The following is a 17891-nucleotide window of genomic DNA, read 5'->3' on the forward strand; positions in this document are numbered from 1 at the left end:
GAAAGGATATACATATGACCCCAGAAAAGCTGAAAGAAAATTGGTTAAACCGAGAAACTCAATTTTCTGCATTTGCTAACGGTCCACTTTTAGACTTTTGGTTGCGCAGAGAAGAAGCCGAATTTCTAGGGGTCGATGATGTTCCTATTCGCTATGTTCGTTTTACCCATTCCCTAAATAATAAAGCCGTTGTTATCTCTCCTGGTCGTAGCGAAAGCTATATGAAATACCCAGAAGTTGCCTATGACTTTTATCACCTCGGTTTCGATGTCTTTATTATTGACCATCGAGGGCAGGGGCGCTCCGGACGTATGTTGGATGATCCACAAAAAGGCCACGTTGAAAAGTTTACTGACTATATTGATGATTTTGCAAAGTTTGTTGAACTTGAAGTGCAATGTCGGCATTATCTCAAATGTTATGCATTAGCTCACTCAATGGGGAGTGCGATCCTCGGCGGCTATTTATTACGGGATAATGTCACCTTTGATGCAGCGGCGTTTTGCGCCCCTATGATTGGGATTAATTTACCGATCCCACACTGGTTAGCGAGCTTTATTGTTGATCGGGCGGAGCTACACCGCAGTGTGCGTAATGACTATGCGATTTCAACGGGGAAATGGCAGCCGTTGCCTTATTTGATCAATGTGTTGACTCACAGTCAGGAACGTTACCGGCGTTATCTCCGCTATTATGCGGATTATCCCGAATTGCGGCTAGGTGGCCCTACCTATCATTGGTTAAAAGAAAGTTTTGCAATTGGCGATGAGCTAATTGCCCGGGCGGGAGAAATTGATGTACCACTGTTGGTGTTAGAAGCAAGTGAAGATAAAGTGGTCAGCAATCGAGAGCTACAGGCTTTTTGTCAAAGTCGGCAAAAAGCACAGACAGGAAGAGAAGAAAAATTACCCCTCGTGATTGAAGGGGCACACCACGAAATCCTGTTTGAAGTGGATGCATTAAGAGCGATGGCGCTTAATGCTATCTGTGATTTTTTTGAGCAGTATTAGCTAGGAATGATTTATGAAATATCCTGTTGTTGCTTCTGATTTGGACGGTACTCTTTTATCTCCTAATCATGATTTAACCGCTTTCACCAAGGAAACACTGAAACAATTAGTAGAAACACAAGATATCCATTTTGTGTTTGCGACGGGTCGTCACCATGTGGATGTTGCACAAATTAGAGATGGTTTAGGTATTGATGCCTATATGATCACGTCGAATGGTGCACGGGTACACAATACAAAAGGTGAATTGATCTTTAAGCATAATGTTGATCCTGAAATTGCTCATGAGTTGTGCTTGATGGAGTTTGATCACCCTGATTTGGTGACCAACTATTACGGGGGAGATGACTGGTTTATTAACCGTGAAAGCCCCGAACAGAAAGAGTTCTTTAAAGAATCGGTATTTCAGTACACGCTATTTGATCGCCATAACTTTGATACTTCAGATGTTTGTAAAGTCTATTACACCAGTGAAGATCACGATATGTTGGTAGATTTACAAAATCGCATCCGTGAACGTTGGCAAGATCGTGTTAATGTGACTTTTTCACTACGTAGTTGCTTAGAGGTCATGGCTGGTGTGGTTTCTAAAGGGGAAGCCCTGCAACAAGTTGCGGCACTTCAAGGTTATCAAATGCATGACTGTATCGCCTTTGGTGATGGTATGAACGATAAAGAAATGCTGACCTTGTCAGGGAAAGGTTGCATTATGGAAAATGCTCACCAGATGCTTAAAGATGAATTACCTCAACTTGAGGTCATTGGCTCTAATGCCGATGATGCGGTAGCGCGTTATTTAAGAAAGCTCTATTTAGCATAATGTAAAAATTAAATGTTATCCGAAAATAGAGGTCGATAAAACGACCTCTATTTTATTATCGCAAATCTATTCATTCACCTACTGCTTAGCTATTTAAATATTAAATAAAAACAGCGTTTATATGTGAAATATAAATTTTAACTCTAAATTAAGTTAGTTTAAGCTATGCTATTAATATTAAAATAATATTGTTTATCTAGGCTTGAAAATAGAGGGAATTTGTATGGATATCGACGTCAGAGTGGAAAAGCTCCTAGAAAAAATAAGTCTCGCCCATCGTTCAATAAAGCTGTATGAAGAGAGGGTATTGCAATTAAATCAATCAGCTAAAATGAGTTTTAACTCAATGGATAATGAGGTTAACGAAGGTGATTTTCAATTTATTTTCAGTATGTTAAATAATCTAAAATCTGATTTGGAAAATAACAAGGAATTATTTGGATTGATTTTAGAAAAACAAATAATATATAAAAGTATACTCGATGAAATTAGCGCAATTAATGTTGGTTCAGCATTATATCAAGCCACTCAATTTGATAATGATATTGAAATGCTAAATAGCTTTATAGTATCACAGGAATTTTTCGATAAAGTTAACGATGAATTAAGCCGCATTAGTCATTCTTATTATGGTTCATACCGTCAAATTATTGAGGAAATGCAGCAGTTAATTGAAGTGAGAGGTTATCTTCAATATGACCTACAAGGGATTAATAGTGACCTTGAGCCGATTAAAGAAACATTAGATGTATTTCGGTTAACTGGGGAGCTGCCTCGAGACATTGTGTTATACCGGAGAATACAAGAGAGAGCCGATGAGTTATTGCTATCAAGCCATATTAGTGCGCTCCCTCCAGCAGAAAGCGAAATACCGGTATTTCGAGACAACTCTCTCGATGCTTTTTTACCCAATCAATTGTGCCATGCTAAACCGTAAGCGTGTGTCTTACCATAACGAAAGTAAGGTGTTGCCGACACCTTACTTGGATCAGGAAATATCTCATTTTATACAACAAACTTAAAAAAAGATGCTGAATTTGCAATAAAGTCAATTTTCCTATTCTTTCTGTATGCAAGTGGCATTAAACTATCAACGAGTCGGCAGTGTGTTTAGGCTATAGCTTAGCAGCAGTTTGCCGATAATAATGGATCACACTGTTTTCGCAGTCGGTAATTTGCACTGTTGAGGGTTGTTTAGGATGAAAAAAATTGCGTTAGCGCTATTGTTGGGCTCTGTTTGCTATAGTTCATTATTACTGGCTACTCCCCCGATAAAATCGGCACCTTCACAACAGACAATAGAGCAAATTACGCAATTAGCACAAAAAGGTGATCCAACCGCACAATATCTTCTCGGTCAACGCTATTTTAAAGGTAATGGCGTTTCTCAAGATTCTAAAGTCGCTGCTGAATGGTTTATCAAGGCGGGTGATCAAGGCAATGCAGACGCTCAATTCCAATTAGGAACAATGTATGTGAATGGCTTTGGCGTTCGCCGAGACTACGATAAAGCGATGCTTTGGTATCAACAAGCGGCTAAACAGAATGATACACGGGCAGAAACCAATATGGCGATGATGTATGCTCAAGGCCTTGGTGTCGCTCAAGATCTCGAAAAGGCAGCTTATTGGTTCAGAAAGGCCGCTCAAGGGGGCAACGTGATTGCCCAATTCCATATTGGCCAAATGTATTCTATCGGCAGTGGTGTTGATCTCGATAATGAAAAAGCAGTGTTTTGGTTCCGCAAAGCTGCGAAGCAGCGCGATGCAAAAGCACAAGATCGTTTAGGGGTCATGTACTCTGAAGGGAAAGGTGTAAAGAAAAACCTTCAGCAATCTTATGCTTGGCTAACCACCGCGGTGTATAGCGGTAATAAAGAGAGCCATCGGCTGCAAAGTAAAGTCGCAGAGCAATTAAGCGAAAGCGAATTAAAGCAAGCGCAAAAATTAGCAGAGAACTATATTCAATCCTATGGATTTAAAGCAGGTTGAATGATCTGATCATTCGTGGGATATGATCCGATATCCCACCATAATGATCACGGATAATACAAGATAGGCCCAGCTCATACGGTAAAAACGGTTATATCCCCATCCCCGACGCACATCCAACTGTAGTTGCTTATTTGATACTTTACTCACCAAAATACGAAACGCCACAATATATAACAGGGTCAGCACTTGCCATAAATACAGGATGTTGACTGCAAATGATTTACCTACCACCAGTAAGATGATGAGTGGAATAAGAAAAAACAGAATGGAGCCGATCTTCTCAAGTTGAGAGACTCGCAATAAAGTCAGTTCATCTTGTGGTTCAATGGGCGCTTTCATTTTTCTACCTTAATCATCGATTGAGTATTAAGGCCAACGGCTTGATGGCCGCTGACCTTGAATATCGCCATTATAACTCCCCGGATTTACGCGGAGGGTTGCGACCAGAGAGGTTGTTTGTTGCGCTTTGCAGTGCATTCTCCCGTATGTCCACTCGAGCTTGGAATGGTGGGAATGGCAAGGTAATGCCTTGCTCTGCAAATGCTGCCAGTATGTTTTGATGGATTTCATGACGTGCAGGTAACCGATGCCCCATCTCAGCAGCATAAACACGCAATTCAAAGATTTGAATGCCTTGTTGTAAATCAACTAAATAAACCTCTGGGTTCGGGTTATCAAGTATCATCGTGGAACGCTCGGCCGCACTGAGTATGATAGAGGTCACTTGCTGGCTATCTGCATCGGCAGGAGCAGGGATCGTCATCACGATACGCGTGATCGTGTCAGATAAGGACCAGTTAATAAATTGCTCAGTAATAAAGGCCTTATTAGGCACAATAATCTCTTTTCTATCCCAATCTGTTAAGGTTGTGGCTCGAGTATTAATCTTTGTAATACTCCCTGTCAGATTACGGATCGTCACGGTATCGCCAATTCGAATTGGTTTTTCAAATAAGATCATCAACCCAGAAATAATATTGGCAAAAATCTCTTGTAAGCCGAAACCTAAACCAACCCCCATGGCGGCTATCAGCCATTGTAATTTTGACCAATCAATCCCGAGCATTGAGAAACCAACGATGGTACCAATGATGGTCAATGAGTATTTGGTTAATGTCGTGATGGCATACCCTGTACCAGGGGTTAAATCTAAGTGCTGCAATACTGCCAATTCAAGGAGTGCAGGTAAGTTACGCACCAACTGAGTCGTGACGATAATGATCAGTATGGCGATAAAGATAGACCCCATAGTGATCGGCTGAACAGTATCGACCCCATTAATTGTCGAGGTTACATCCCACAGACGAATATTTTCAAGGAACGAAAATGCAGTGTGGAGTTCAGACCAGAGCCAAATGAGAGAAACCAACGCTATCATCGTGAGGATTGAGCGGACTAACCCGACGGATTGCGCGCTGATTGCATCAAGGTCAATCACTTGCTCATCAATATCAATGTTCCCTTCGCCACTCGCATTGGGTTGGTGAATATCTTCTTCCCCTTTGGCCCTTTGCGCTAAAATTTCTGCACGACGTTGTTTGGCTCGTTCAAAGGCTAATTTACGGCGCTGTATTGACATCCAACGGCGGATAGCATGGTAGACAATCAATAATACAAACCATATCGCGACAGAGGTCTCTAAACGGCCAAGCAGGGCTTGAGACGTTGAGAAGTAGCCTAATAGTGAGAAGAATGCAGCGATAATCGGTGCAACCAGCAGCATCCACCACAGTGCTTTATTGATTAGGTTATCCCCTGAACCATGTCTATCAAGGTAGAGAGGCACATGGGTGCGGCGCAAATTGTTTGTCATTAAGCTCAATGCAAAGCACAGTAGCAAGAAGCAGAAGCGACCGATGGAGGCAGAAAATTCCCTATCACTGTAGTGCTCAAAAGTGATCAGCGCCATCATCAGAGGTACGATGACAAAAATCGCGAGCCGGTAATAACGCATCGCACGTTTTACCGCATCTTTATCCCAACCAAAGTGCGCAATAAATAGACCCGTTGGGCGTGAAAATGTTTCACTGATCATAAATAGCCATAGTACGGGAGTTGTGGCACTGACACCATAACCTATTGCCGCCGCCATCGGGTATTGCCAAGCACTTTGCAGGCCATAACCAATGGCAGACCACATCATTGGGAGTGGTAGCGCCACAATAATGGACCAAAAAATCGTGCGTATGGTGAGGTAAAAGTGGTCTTGAGTCACTTTACCAATGCGTAAGCTTGCTCTATCTAGAAAGTCTTGATAATGCTTACGCGTGCTAATACTAAAAATCACTAAAATGATCGAGCCAAACAGATATAGGAAGGTGTCTTGAGTTGTTAACATCACTTTAAAGGCACCAGTGAGCTGCGATAAGGTGTCTAAAGAGAGCAACTGAGTAATATCTGTTATCAATAAAACAGGATAGTGGAGTGTTACCGGTGGAGCATCGGCAACCCAAAACAGATAACGGTGTGACGCATCTTTAACATCTTTTAATGCGTCTGTTAGTTGGCTAGTGGCGACATTTAATTTTGTCAGCTCTAACATCTCGGTATCAAAGCCAGAAATGAGCGCGGTTAGCAGCTCTTTACGCGTCTTAATTAATGATGAGTAGACTTGCGCTTGTGCTGGGCTTAAATTATTTTCGGTCTCTTGTGTGGCGGTATCCAGTTTGGATAACCGGTCTAGCATATCTTCATAATTTAGGCGTTGTACCCGTAAATCTGCCATATCACGGTTAAGCTGCTGGCTTTTAGGAATTTCCGGTAAACGTGATAATTGGGTACGAAGTGCCTCACCTAACGTACTTGAACCATCAAGCCACTGCGCTTGCTCGCGGATAGTTGTCAATGCTTGGCGTGCATCTTGTATTCCCGAGGAGATTTCTGCTTGGCTCGTACTGATAGTGTTCATACGAACCGCTTGCTCAGTCAGCTCTTGGGATAGCTTGCGGTTAATATCAATTTGCTCTTTAAGGAAAGGGGTCAACTCACCTTGTTCTGCAAGCATTTCGGTGTGTTCGAGTGCTAATACCGCTTTTTGCTGGCGCAACGTATTTTGCACTTCACGTAATTTTTGTAATTCAAGCTCCAGCCGGTTATAACGCTTTTTATTCAGTTCTAAAGCGACGCGTGAAATTTCTTGGCGGTTATTCGCGGATAATTGCGCCATTTCAAGCTCATTAACCTCAGCTTTGCGAGCACTCACTTCGGCTTGAGCTAAGGTTGTTTGGGCTTCTGCTAATGGTGTAGTAGGAGAGCTTAGTGATTGTAAGCGAAATGACGCTTCAGAAAGGAGGCGGCGTGCTTCTGATAATTGTTTTGGTAATGCACTTAGCGATTCACTGATTTCCCGACCTTTATCTTGCTCCTGCTGTGTCTTTCTTCCCTGATCGAGAAGCTGACTACTCACTTGAATGATTTGTTGTTCAAGCTCAGACAAGCTGATATTGGTTGGAATATTGGTTGGCTCATCGCTTTCATTGAGTAGTTCTTGTCTTAGCCCCTTGATAATTTTAGGGAAATTATCGATGGCGTCTTGATAAGACTTGGCTTTAGCTTCCGACTGATTGGCTTCACTGATCCAGTTAAGTGCGCCTTGAAATGCTTGCGCTATTTCCGCATCTTTAGGGTTTTTACTGGGGTCGAGCTGAGCAAGCTCTTGCTTAATCAGTGCTTCATTTGGCGTACTATTGGAAGCCCCTGCCGCAGAGAAGGCGATTAGCAGGCTGAAAAAAAAACCGATAATCAAACGCACAGTCAGGAGCTCCTTCAAGCAATTAACAATATAAGGTATTACTGGGTTTCAATTTGCTCAGCGGCGGTATCCACTGAGGTATCATTTGCCACGGTTTCCGCCAGTAGCTCTCCCATACGAGTCGCATAGCCGGGGATCAGTGAGGCATTAAAACGAATAGCGTTCGGTTCAAACAGGTTAATGACGGTTGAACCTAGCTTAAAGAGACCCATTTCTTCGCCTTTTTTCAAGAATACGGCACCTTCAGTCAGTTGATCTGGGTAGGTCCAGCGCTTAATAACCCCTTCACGCTGTTGGTTAACACAACCACCCCAAACAGTTTCAATGCTACCAACGATAGTGGCACCGACTAAGATTTGCACCATCAGACCCACATCGGTTTTAAACACACAAATTAGGCGCTCATTACGGGCAAAGAGGTTGGGTACATTGGCGGCGGTCAATGGGTTGACAGAGAATAAATCACCCGGTACATAAATCATCTCGGTTAATAACCCATCGCATGGCATATGTACACGATGATAATCGCTAGGGGATAAATAGGTTGTGATAAACTCACCGCCACGGAATTTATCAGCTAGCTGATAATTACCCGCGAGCAAGGCTTCGACCGTATAATGGTGACCTTTGGCTTGAAAGATTTGGTCATCTTGAATTGAACCTAATTGGCTCACCGCACCATCAGCCGGTTGCGCTAATTGGTGTTTTCCTGTCACTAATGGGCGCGCTTCTTCTTTTAGCGGCCGAATAAAGAAATCATTAAACGTTGCATAAGCGGTGAACTCGCTTTTTTGTGCTTCACTCATATCCACTTTATAGGCTTTTGCAAACAGCTTAATTGCCCATTGAGTGACAAAGCCTGCATTCTTATCGGCGAACCAGCCGGCAAGTCTTGTAAGACCCTGTTTTGGTAGCATATATTGCAAACGTATTTTAATCTTATCTAGCACGTTAACCTCAAATTCGTAAAGGCCAGTTAGCAAAAAGGCAGTCATTGTACCTTTGCTTTTTTAAATAGGCTATTTTGTTTCGATAGGCTTAAAAATCTTTACCATTGATGAATCACCTACCAAAATAAATGTAAGTACTCGCTCACTTGGTTAGTCAGTCGTTAAGCCAAAACTACTTATCTTTACCCGTAAAATTCCCACGAGGCTTAATCTGTTCCATGCTCTCCAAAATACGATGATAATTTTCAAACCGTGATTCGGCGATTTTCCCTTCTTCCGTGGCTTCACGCAGTAGACAACCGGGATCATCCAAATGCTTACAATCGCGGAACTTACAGCCACCTAAATAGTCTTTAAATTCGACAAAACCTTTTGTTACTTGTTCCGTAGAAAGGTGCCATAGGCCGAATTCACGTACTCCCGGGGAGTCAATGACATCGCCACCTAACGGAAAATGATATAACCGCGCTGTCGTTGTGGTGTGTTGGCCTAGCCCTGAAGTATCTGAAACGTCATTGACTAAAATGGTTTCTTCATTATGAGGCAAAAGAGCGTTCAGTAAACTGGACTTGCCAACGCCAGATTGACCTACAAACACTGATATTTTGCCGATCAGTGCGTTAGTAAGTGCTTCCATTCCTTCGTTGGTATGGCTAGAAACTTCCAGTACTTGGTAACCAATATCACTGTAAATAGTCATTAATTCGCTGACCCATTCACGGTTTTCTTGGTCTAATAGGTCAATTTTGTTTAGGACAATAATGGGTTGGATGCCTAAAGTTTCGCAAGCCACTAAATAGCGATCGATAATATTCAGAGATAGCTCGGGTAAAATCGAGGAAACGACCACGATTTGGTCAATATTTGCAGCAATAGGCTTTAGCCCATCATAATAGTCAGGGCGTGTTAGGACGGAGTGGCGTTCGTGAACGGCTTCAACAATGCCATTAACTTTGATATCGGCTTGTGTATTCAACGCAGGGCGCCAAACTACGCGATCTCCTGTGACGAGAGATGAAATAGTTCGACGTAAGTTACAACGCTGTAATGTGCCATCGCTTGCTTCGATGTCAGCATGTTGCCCAAATCGGCTGATCACTAGCCCTTCTTGCGCTTCTCCTAATAGGCTGTCATCAATCTCAGTGACTTTTTGTTTTTTAAGTCTTTTTTGATGATTTGCCTGTACTCGGCGCTGTTGGCCTTTTGACAGTTTCTGCTTAGCCACCTGACCTCTCTTGATATTGTTGGCTGAGTTTTCTTGTTTACTAACTTGAGTGGATCGCGTCGATACCTCAAACGCGTTATCATACACGAACTCCATTGGATCAAGTTAGGGTATATGATGCAAAAGAATGAGAATAATTTAATCTGGATCGATTTAGAAATGACGGGTCTCGATCCTGAGCGTGACCGTATTATCGAAATTGCCACTATCGTTACCGACAGTCAGCTTAATATTTTAGCACAAGGTCCTGTCATTGCGGTTCATCAAACACAAGCACAATTGGATTTGATGGATGAATGGAATGTGAATACCCATACAGCAAGCGGCTTGGTTGAACGCGTTAAAAGCAGTACTTTCAGTGAGCGTGAAGCTGAATTAGCGACGATTGAGTTTCTAGAGCAGTGGGTACCAAAAGGGGCATCACCAATCTGTGGGAATAGCGTTGGTCAAGACCGTCGTTTTCTATTCCGCTACATGCCTGAGTTAGAAAGCTATTTCCACTATCGTTACCTTGATGTTAGCACCCTAAAAGAGTTAGCTCGTCGCTGGAAACCTGAAATTCTCGCGGGCTTCACTAAAAAAGGCACACACCAAGCTTTAGATGATATTCGCGAGTCTATTGCAGAATTGGCTTATTACCGTGAGACCTTTATCAAATAATCAAAGCAGAAAACTGAGATTGGCGACCAAAAGGTGGCCAATTTTTTTAGCGGTTAACTTATCACAGCGCGTTAAAAGTATAAGTAACAGGCATTCGGGTTTTCATGGCATGGACGTCATTGGGCGATGCGTTTTTAGAAAAAAGTAAAAAATGTTAACTGATTGAAATCAGAAGTTTACTTGCAACGCTGATAAAATCATCACAATGCCCAATTTATCAGCAAACAAATAAAAAAGTGAAAAAATTGAGCCAAGGGGCTTGCCTGCCGTGCAATTTCTCGTATAATGCGCTCCCCGTACCGATGAAGATTTTCATGAGTACGGTAAAGCAAAAAGAAAGTATTTTGCGGGAATAGCTCAGTTGGTAGAGCACGACCTTGCCAAGGTCGGGGTCGCGAGTTCGAGTCTCGTTTCCCGCTCCAAACTCTCTTAATGTTTTAGCTAGAACACTATTTTCGGTATGCGGGAATAGCTCAGTTGGTAGAGCACGACCTTGCCAAGGTCGGGGTCGCGAGTTCGAGTCTCGTTTCCCGCTCCAATCTCTCTTAGTGTTTTAGTTGTAGTTACCTATCCAAATGCGGGAATAGCTCAGTTGGTAGAGCACGACCTTGCCAAGGTCGGGGTCGCGAGTTCGAGTCTCGTTTCCCGCTCCAAAATCCTTAGTCTCTTACCTCTTATTGTTAAAAATCCAACTGCTTTCATTAAGAAATGACACCTATTTGATGCACTAGGTGAATTGCGTTCGAATCTGTTTATTCATCAACAAATGCTTTTCTTTTAGTGATGATCGGCAGAGAGTGATGATCATCACACTCTTTGGGATCTTTTTCAGATCTTGCGGTTTTTTCTGCTTGCATTCATTAACTTGTCGCCATAGAATAGCCACCCCCTGACCAATAGGGGCGATCAATAAGTATCCAAATTGTTATAATTTCAGTTGTAATAATAAACAAAAAATCCGATTTTTGCAGTTTCAGTGACTTTTTTGTACCAACCTTGTGTTTTAAGCGCTTTAATTTTGCTGAGAGTAGTAAAAAAGAGGACTTATTTAATTTCCTATCATTAATAAGTTATCCACAACCTATCATCAATGCTGTGGTGCTTTTACGCGTCTGTAATACTTTAATGCACCGAGTTATCCACAGGATAGCATGATAGGTAATCGCACATATTCCAAAAAGCTATTGCTTCGTGGTGATATATATCTTACTGAATTTAATAGTAAATATTTTTGTTTAAAATGTGGCTAACCTAGCTTGCAAATTCTTTACCTATTGTCAGCTAAGCAATTTTTTATTTTATTCACACGGAGTTGATTTTTATTCGTTTGCAGTATAGGGGTGTATTATTTTTAAGCATCCCTAGGTAAACCTTTAGATATGGCGCGTACAAGGCGTTTCTGCTGTGAAGTTTGAATAGTTACTTGGTTTTCTTCTCGGCGCTGTAATTGTTGTTGTATTGCCCATTGGATATGCTCATCCAACATCTCCCCCATGCCTAACCGTGAGCGCAATGCGTTGACAATCGTGTCCTGATAGGGGGCATTGCCTAACGCGACACTGATATTTCTGAGCCATTTTAAGTAACCGATGCGGCGAATTGCTGAACCTTCAGTCACTTTTAGGAAAGTCTCTTCATCCCAGCTAAATAGTTCAAGAAGTTCGGGCGTGTGTAATACGCGTCTTGGGCTAAAATCTTCTTCATCGGTTAATTGTGAAAAACGGTTCCAAGGGCAGATCAATTGGCAGTCATCACAGCCGTAGATCCGATTCCCCATCAGTGGGCGAAACTCTTCCGGGATCGGGCCATCAAGCTCAATGGTTAGATAAGAAATGCAGCGGCGAGCATCGACGACATAAGGTTCAACGATCGCGCCGGTAGGGCAAGTGGTCATACAGGCCACACAGCGACCACACTGCTCTTCAACAGGTTGATCGATAGGAAGAGGTAAATTAACTAAAAGTTCACCGAGAAAAAACCACGATCCAGCTTCACGATTAAGGATCAACGAATGCTTGCCTGTCCAGCCTAAGCCTGCCTTGACGGCGAGAGGGCGTTCTAAAATAGGGGCAGAATCGACAAATGGGCGAAAATTGAGATCGTCAGAGCAGATATGTTCTCGGCAGTATGCCAAGATGCGATCACTGAGCATTTTCAAGCGCTTTTTTAATAGCTTATGGTAATCTCTACCTAGTGCATAGCGGCTAATATAACCTAATTCAGGGTTACTTAATGTGCTGGCAAAAGCTGCTTTTGCAGGCAGGTAGTTCATACGCACGCTGATCACGCGCAATGTGCCGGGATGTAATTCGTGAGGTCTTGCTCGCATCATCCCATGGCGTGCCATCCACGCCATCTCACCGTGGTATTGCTTATCGAGCCATGCCTGTAATTTTGGCTCTTCAAGGGAAAGGTCAGTGTCACAAATACCGACTTGCTGGAAGCCAACTTCACTCCCCCATTGTTTGATATTTTGTGCAAGAAGGTTGAGGTCGAGATGTGTTGCCATTAGATTTTATATTGATGCTAAGCTGAGTGAAATTGCAGGGGCACTTTACCATGATCCCGTGATTTCACAAAATCATCACTGATGCCCTGTTGTGTGATGTAACAGGATTAGTCGCTTATCTGATATCCACTATCTAAATATTTCTGTAATGTTATTTAAGAAAAATGGATCGGCTTAGGTTAATATAGTCATTATATCTATATTGATCTATTTTTCCTTACTATAGCTGATTGAACTTTCCATGAAAGAACGTATTTTACAACTTGCCAACGAAGAGCAAACAGTGGCGCTAGGGCGCGCTGTCGCAAATGCCTGTCAACGAGGCGTCGTGATTAACTTGTATGGCGATTTGGGCGCTGGCAAAACGACATTTAGTCGCGGTTTCTTACAGGCACTCGGGCACCAAGGTCACGTAAAAAGCCCGACGTATACGCTTGTGGAGCCTTATGATCTTCCTGATGGGCAGGTTTTTCATTTTGATCTTTATCGTTTAGCTGATCCAGAAGAATTGGAATTTATGGGGATCCGAGACTATTTTTCCCCTGAGTCGATCTGTTTAGTGGAATGGCCTCAACAAGGCAAAGGTTTTCTGCCAGAAGCGGATCTTGAACTCCATTTGACTTATCAGGATGAAGGGCGTCAGGCTCACTTTATTGCTTTTTCTGCAAATGGGGAGTCGTTGTTAGAAGAATTACAAGCACTCTAAGGGATATATTGCTCATGACGAATGCATTGCCGAGAAAAATAACAAAAAGAAGTTTTTTCTCCTTCTTATTGCTGTTGATGATTGTTGCATTATGGTTAGTTGCACGACCTGTACAGGCGGCGACCTTATCGAACATACAGGTTGATAATAGCCCATCAAATGCACAGGTGACACTATCCTTCATGGATGGTAAGCCTGATTACAAATATTTTCCCCTGCATTCGCCAGAGCGGCTAGTTATTGATGTTAAGCAAAATGGCGAAATTATCGGCCTACCAATGAGAGTGCCTGCTGGTGATTTGGTTAAAGTGGTTCGTACCAGCCAGCCACCGGATAGCCGACACAAACGTATCGTATTGGAACTGTCAAAAGCGGCAAAAGTACAAACGTCGCTGAAACAAGTCGCTGGGCAGTATCAAGTGGTATTTACGCTTTCCTCGGGGCAAAATCGTGCACCAACGTCTTTCAATAATACGACTCAACCGATGCAAGTGCCTAATAATGCGGTGCAAGATAAACCGTTAAAAATGAATTCGCAGGCACAGCGACCAGCTGTTGCACCTGCACCAGTTAAAACCAATAAAACAATGCCCAAGGGGGCAAAACAGGTCGTGATTGCTATTGATGCTGGGCATGGTGGCAAAGACCCCGGGGCGATTGGTAAAAACGGCTATCGAGAAAAAGATGTTACGTTAAGTGTTGCACGTAAACTGTATGCAAAACTTGAGGCTGACCCTATGTTCAAGCCAGCGATGACCCGAGATGGTGATTATTTTATTTCTGTCAGTGGGCGTTCAGATGTTGCACGTAAGAAAGGGGCTAACATGTTAGTTTCTATTCACGCTGACTCTGCACCAAATAGTAGTGCGCGAGGCGCTTCTGTTTGGGTATTGTCAAATCGACGTGCAAATAGTGAATTAGGTAACTGGTTGGAACAACGAGAAAAACAATCCGAGCTATTAGGTGGAGCAGGCGATGCATTAAGTGGTGCGGACCCTTACTTGAGCCAAGCGGTACTCGATTTACAATTCGGTCATTCACAGCGGGTTGGCTATGATGTGGCGGTACAAGTACTCCATCAATTAAGAAAAGTGGGTAATATTCATAAACGTAGCCCAGAGCATGCCAGCCTTGGGGTTTTGCGTTCACCTGATATCCCTTCAATTCTGGTAGAAACAGGGTTTATTAGTAATAGCGCTGAAGAGCAGTTGCTTAAATCCAATGACTATCAAGAGAAGGTCGCCGAAGCTATCCACCAAGGTTTGCGGCAATACTTCCTTGTAAATCCGTTGCAAGCGGCACCTAATTAAGGGGGATGGTGATGGCAATACAGATCCTCTCTCCCCAACTTGCTAACCAAATCGCTGCCGGCGAGGTTGTCGAACGCCCTGCCTCAGTGGTTAAAGAGTTGGTTGAAAACAGTCTCGATGCAGGTGCAACACGCATCGACATCGATATTGAACGTGGAGGAGAGAAGCTGATCCGTATTCGCGATAATGGTAGTGGGATCAGCAAAGATGAACTGGTCTTAGCGTTAGCGCGCCATGCGACCAGCAAAATTGCCACGTTAGATGACCTAGAAGCCATCATGAGTATGGGGTTCCGTGGTGAAGCACTGGCGAGTATTAGCTCCGTCTCTCGTTTGACGCTCACATCAAAACCGGCTGAGCAATCAGAGGCGTGGCAAGCTTATGCGGAAGGGCGAGATATGGCGGTGACCGTCAAACCCGCCGCTCACCCAAATGGCACCACCGTAGAAGTGCTTGATCTATTCTACAATACGCCAGCGCGTCGCAAATTTATGCGTACCGAAAAAACCGAGTTTGGCCATATTGATGAGGTCGTCCGGCGTATCGCGCTTTCTCGCCCTGATGTGACAATCAATTTGAACCATAATGGGAAGCTGGTGAAACAGTACCGCGCTGCAAAAGGGGAAGCCCAACAAGAGCGGCGGCTGGCAAACATCTGTGGTACAGGTTTTATGCAGGGGGCGCTAGCGATATCTTGGGAGCATGGTGACCTTGGCATTAAAGGCTGGGTGGTTTCACCGTCTTCGACGCCAGTGAGTGATATTCAGTACTGTTATGTAAATGGTCGAATGATGCGCGATAGGTTAATTAACCATGCGATCCGCCAAGCGTATGAAGGGCATCTTGATGATAATCAACAGCCAGCCTATGTCCTTTATTTGACCATTGACCCCCAACAAGTGGATGTTAACGTCCATCCTGCTAAGCATGAAGTGCGTTTTCACCAAGCTCGGCTAGTGCATGATTTTATCTATCAAGGTGTGAGAACGGCCTTATTAAATGCGCATGAGCCAGATGAGTTGCCTGGTATTGAACCTGTTACCCATGAATTAACTAATCGTTCATCCGCGGGAGACAACTACTTTTCGTCATCATCCACGCTCAATGAAAACGATGAAAATGAGACGAGTCGTACGGCGCAACAGCAACATGACAGCACGGGCAGTAGTCGTTCGCATTCAGCCCCTTCCGTAGCGGCTACATCGCCGACATCAACAAATCATTTTAGTCGAGAAAAAAGCGCGTTTACGCCTTCTAATACGCATTATGACCGAAAAGCGGGGCAACTGTACCAAGCATTGATGTCTGTTCCTGTTGCTGAAGAAGATAAAAAGCCACTATTTCCTAGTCGGCAACCATTAGATGTTCCAGCAGTTTCTTCGCAATCAGTGGAAGAAAATACCAATAACTTCACATTTGGCAAAGTATTGACAATTTACGCAAAAAACTTTGCATTAATTGAGTCTTCATTAGGGCTAATCCTGTTATCCTTATCAGAAGCAAATTATTTACTGAAGTTGGCTCAGTTATCACCTGATGGCGAAGCGTTAAAACCTCAACCGTTGTTGATCCCGCTAAAATTATCACTTAATTCTGATGAAATTGCGGTTTTTCAGCGTAACAAGGAACAATTGACATTATTTGGTATTGAAGCCACGATATCTCATGGAAAAGTAACTATTCATGCGGTATCGTTACCGTTAAGAACGCAAAATTTATCTCAGCTTTTTTCGGGTTTACTGAATTTTTTGTCGACAAAAGAGCAGGCATCTCGTCAAGATATTGCTCAATGGCTTGCAAAAACAGTTTCACAAGAAAAAACACAAGAAAGCTGGAGCTTAGCACAAGCAGTTCAGTTACTCGCTGATGTTGAGCGGCTTTGCCCGCAGTATGTTAAAAAGCCGTCACCAACATTATTACAATTAATTAATTTACAATCCGTGGTAGCTACACTAACAAATGAGTGAACTTGTAACTCAGAAAAAACCGAATGCCATATTCCTGATGGGGCCAACGGCCTCAGGCAAGACAGCGTTAGCTATTGCTCTACGCCAACACTTGCCTGTTGAGATAATCAGTGTCGATTCGGCGTTGATCTACCGTGGTATGGACATCGGCACAGCGAAGCCAAATGCAGAGGAGCTTAGTCAAGCGCCTCATCGTCTGATCGATATACTCGATCCCTCTTTACCATACTCCGCTGCTGATTTCCGGCGAGACGCATTAAATGTAATGGAGGAAATAACTTCTCAAGGTAAAATTCCATTACTTGTGGGGGGCACAATGCTTTATTTTAAGGCATTACTAGAGGGGCTTTCGCCTTTGCCTTCTGCGGATCCCGCTACTCGTGCTGAGATTGAAAAAATTGCACAGCAGCAAGGGTGGGGTGAAATCCATCGTCGTTTAGCGGAGGTCGATCCGGTTGCGGCAGCGAGGATTCATCCTAATGATCCACAAAGATTATCCCGAGCTTTAGAGGTATATCTCATTTCAGGGCAAACTTTGACTGAAATGACACAAACAGCAGGTGAAGAATTACCTTATAATGTGTTTCAATTTGCTATTGCGCCCCAAGATCGTAAAATTTTACATCAGCGCATTGAACAACGTTTTCATCAGATGTTAGACGCCGGTTTTGAAGAGGAAGTTCGTGCTCTTTATGAACGGGGTGACCTCCATGTTGATTTACCCTCTATTCGTTGTGTGGGGTATCGGCAAATGTGGTCGTACCTAGAAGGCGAAACAGATTATGATGAAATGGTTTATCGGGGAATTTGTGCAACACGCCAATTGGCAAAACGTCAAATTACCTGGTTGAGAAGCTGGGAAAATGTTCATTGGTTAGATAGTGAACAACCACAGCAAGCGCTTAAGGCTGTTATGCAGGTTGTATGTGCATAGAGCTATGGTTTGTGTACAATTAGAACGCTAAGCGCAATTTTTGAGTAGTTAATTT

Annotated in this window: 14 protein-coding genes and 3 tRNA genes; 12 read left to right on the forward strand and 5 right to left on the reverse strand. The window is 43.2% G+C overall.

The window, feature by feature from the left end:
• Window positions 1–14 precede the first annotated feature (14 nt).
• From pldB to PR699_RS02250, 4 genes are all read left to right on the forward strand, one after another.
• A complete protein-coding gene (gene pldB, locus PR699_RS02235) occupies window positions 15–1010 on the forward strand; it encodes a lysophospholipase L2 (protein WP_004915594.1) in 996 nt (331 codons plus the stop codon).
• A gap of 13 nt (window positions 1011–1023) precedes the next feature.
• The gene (gene yigL / locus PR699_RS02240) at window positions 1024–1830 is read left to right on the forward strand and encodes a sugar/pyridoxal phosphate phosphatase YigL (RefSeq protein ID WP_014657296.1); all 807 of its coding nucleotides are present in this window, start codon (window positions 1024–1026) and stop codon (window positions 1828–1830) included.
• Window positions 1831–2053: 223 nt separating this feature from the next.
• Window positions 2054–2767 (forward strand): hypothetical protein, encoded by a 714-nt coding sequence (locus PR699_RS02245; RefSeq protein WP_014657297.1) that lies wholly within the window; start codon window positions 2054–2056, stop codon window positions 2765–2767.
• Between the two features lie 262 nt (window positions 2768–3029).
• A complete protein-coding gene (locus PR699_RS02250; protein WP_004915601.1) occupies window positions 3030–3821 on the forward strand; it encodes a tetratricopeptide repeat protein in 792 nt (263 codons plus the stop codon).
• A 9-nt stretch (window positions 3822–3830) separates the two neighbouring features.
• Here PR699_RS02250 and PR699_RS02255 read toward each other — a convergent pair whose 3' ends face one another.
• From PR699_RS02255 to rsgA, 4 genes are all read right to left on the reverse strand, one after another.
• A complete protein-coding gene (locus tag PR699_RS02255; protein WP_004915603.1) occupies window positions 3831–4163 on the reverse strand; it encodes a hypothetical protein in 333 nt (110 codons plus the stop codon).
• 70 nt (window positions 4164–4233) lie between these two features.
• Window positions 4234–7575, reverse strand: coding sequence for a miniconductance mechanosensitive channel MscM (mscM, locus tag PR699_RS02260; protein ID WP_036942645.1), 3342 nt, complete (start codon window positions 7573–7575; stop codon window positions 4234–4236).
• Between the two features lie 38 nt (window positions 7576–7613).
• Complete coding sequence (gene asd / locus PR699_RS02265; RefSeq protein ID WP_004915608.1) at window positions 7614–8570, reverse strand: archaetidylserine decarboxylase; 957 nt, start codon at window positions 8568–8570, stop codon at window positions 7614–7616.
• A gap of 127 nt (window positions 8571–8697) precedes the next feature.
• Window positions 8698–9750, reverse strand: coding sequence for a small ribosomal subunit biogenesis GTPase RsgA (gene rsgA, locus PR699_RS02270; RefSeq protein ID WP_040133385.1), 1053 nt, complete (start codon window positions 9748–9750; stop codon window positions 8698–8700).
• 117 nt (window positions 9751–9867) lie between these two features.
• On the opposite strand from rsgA, the gene orn reads away from it, so the two are divergent.
• The 4 genes from orn (at window position 9868) to PR699_RS02290 (ending at window position 11063) form a co-directional block, all read left to right on the forward strand.
• Window positions 9868–10410, forward strand: coding sequence for an oligoribonuclease (gene orn, locus PR699_RS02275; RefSeq protein WP_014657301.1), 543 nt, complete (start codon window positions 9868–9870; stop codon window positions 10408–10410).
• A 346-nt stretch (window positions 10411–10756) separates the two neighbouring features.
• Window positions 10757–10832 (forward strand) — tRNA-Gly (locus PR699_RS02280).
• Between the two features lie 40 nt (window positions 10833–10872).
• Window positions 10873–10948, forward strand: a tRNA-Gly gene (locus PR699_RS02285).
• Between the two features lie 39 nt (window positions 10949–10987).
• Window positions 10988–11063: transfer RNA gene (locus PR699_RS02290), tRNA-Gly, on the forward strand.
• 698 nt (window positions 11064–11761) lie between these two features.
• On the opposite strand, the gene queG is transcribed toward PR699_RS02290, so the two are convergent.
• Window positions 11762–12919 (reverse strand): tRNA epoxyqueuosine(34) reductase QueG, encoded by a 1158-nt coding sequence (gene queG / locus PR699_RS02295; RefSeq protein ID WP_014657302.1) that lies wholly within the window; start codon window positions 12917–12919, stop codon window positions 11762–11764.
• 241 nt (window positions 12920–13160) lie between these two features.
• Between queG and tsaE the strand changes: the two genes are divergently transcribed.
• Genes tsaE through miaA form a run of 4 tightly spaced genes read left to right on the forward strand, consistent with a single transcriptional unit; the run spans window position 13161 to window position 17836 of the window.
• Entirely contained in the window at window positions 13161–13625 is a 465-nt protein-coding gene (gene tsaE / locus PR699_RS02300) for a tRNA (adenosine(37)-N6)-threonylcarbamoyltransferase complex ATPase subunit type 1 TsaE (RefSeq protein ID WP_004915627.1), read from the forward strand.
• Window positions 13626–13639: 14 nt separating this feature from the next.
• Window positions 13640–14935, forward strand: a complete 1296-nt coding sequence (gene amiB / locus PR699_RS02305; protein ID WP_014657303.1) for an N-acetylmuramoyl-L-alanine amidase AmiB — start codon at window positions 13640–13642, stop codon at window positions 14933–14935.
• Between the two features lie 11 nt (window positions 14936–14946).
• Window positions 14947–16902 (forward strand): DNA mismatch repair endonuclease MutL, encoded by a 1956-nt coding sequence (gene mutL, locus PR699_RS02310; RefSeq protein WP_014657304.1) that lies wholly within the window; start codon window positions 14947–14949, stop codon window positions 16900–16902.
• On the forward strand, window positions 16895–17836 hold the full coding sequence (gene miaA / locus PR699_RS02315; protein WP_004915633.1) for a tRNA (adenosine(37)-N6)-dimethylallyltransferase MiaA: 942 nt from the start codon (window positions 16895–16897) through the stop codon (window positions 17834–17836). Before mutL ends, miaA begins: the two co-directional genes overlap by 8 nt.
• Window positions 17837–17891: the final 55 nt, after the last annotated feature.

It is taken from the genome of Providencia sp. PROV268 (assembly GCF_028477805.1).
Classification (GTDB): Bacteria; Pseudomonadota; Gammaproteobacteria; order Enterobacterales; family Enterobacteriaceae; genus Providencia; species Providencia stuartii.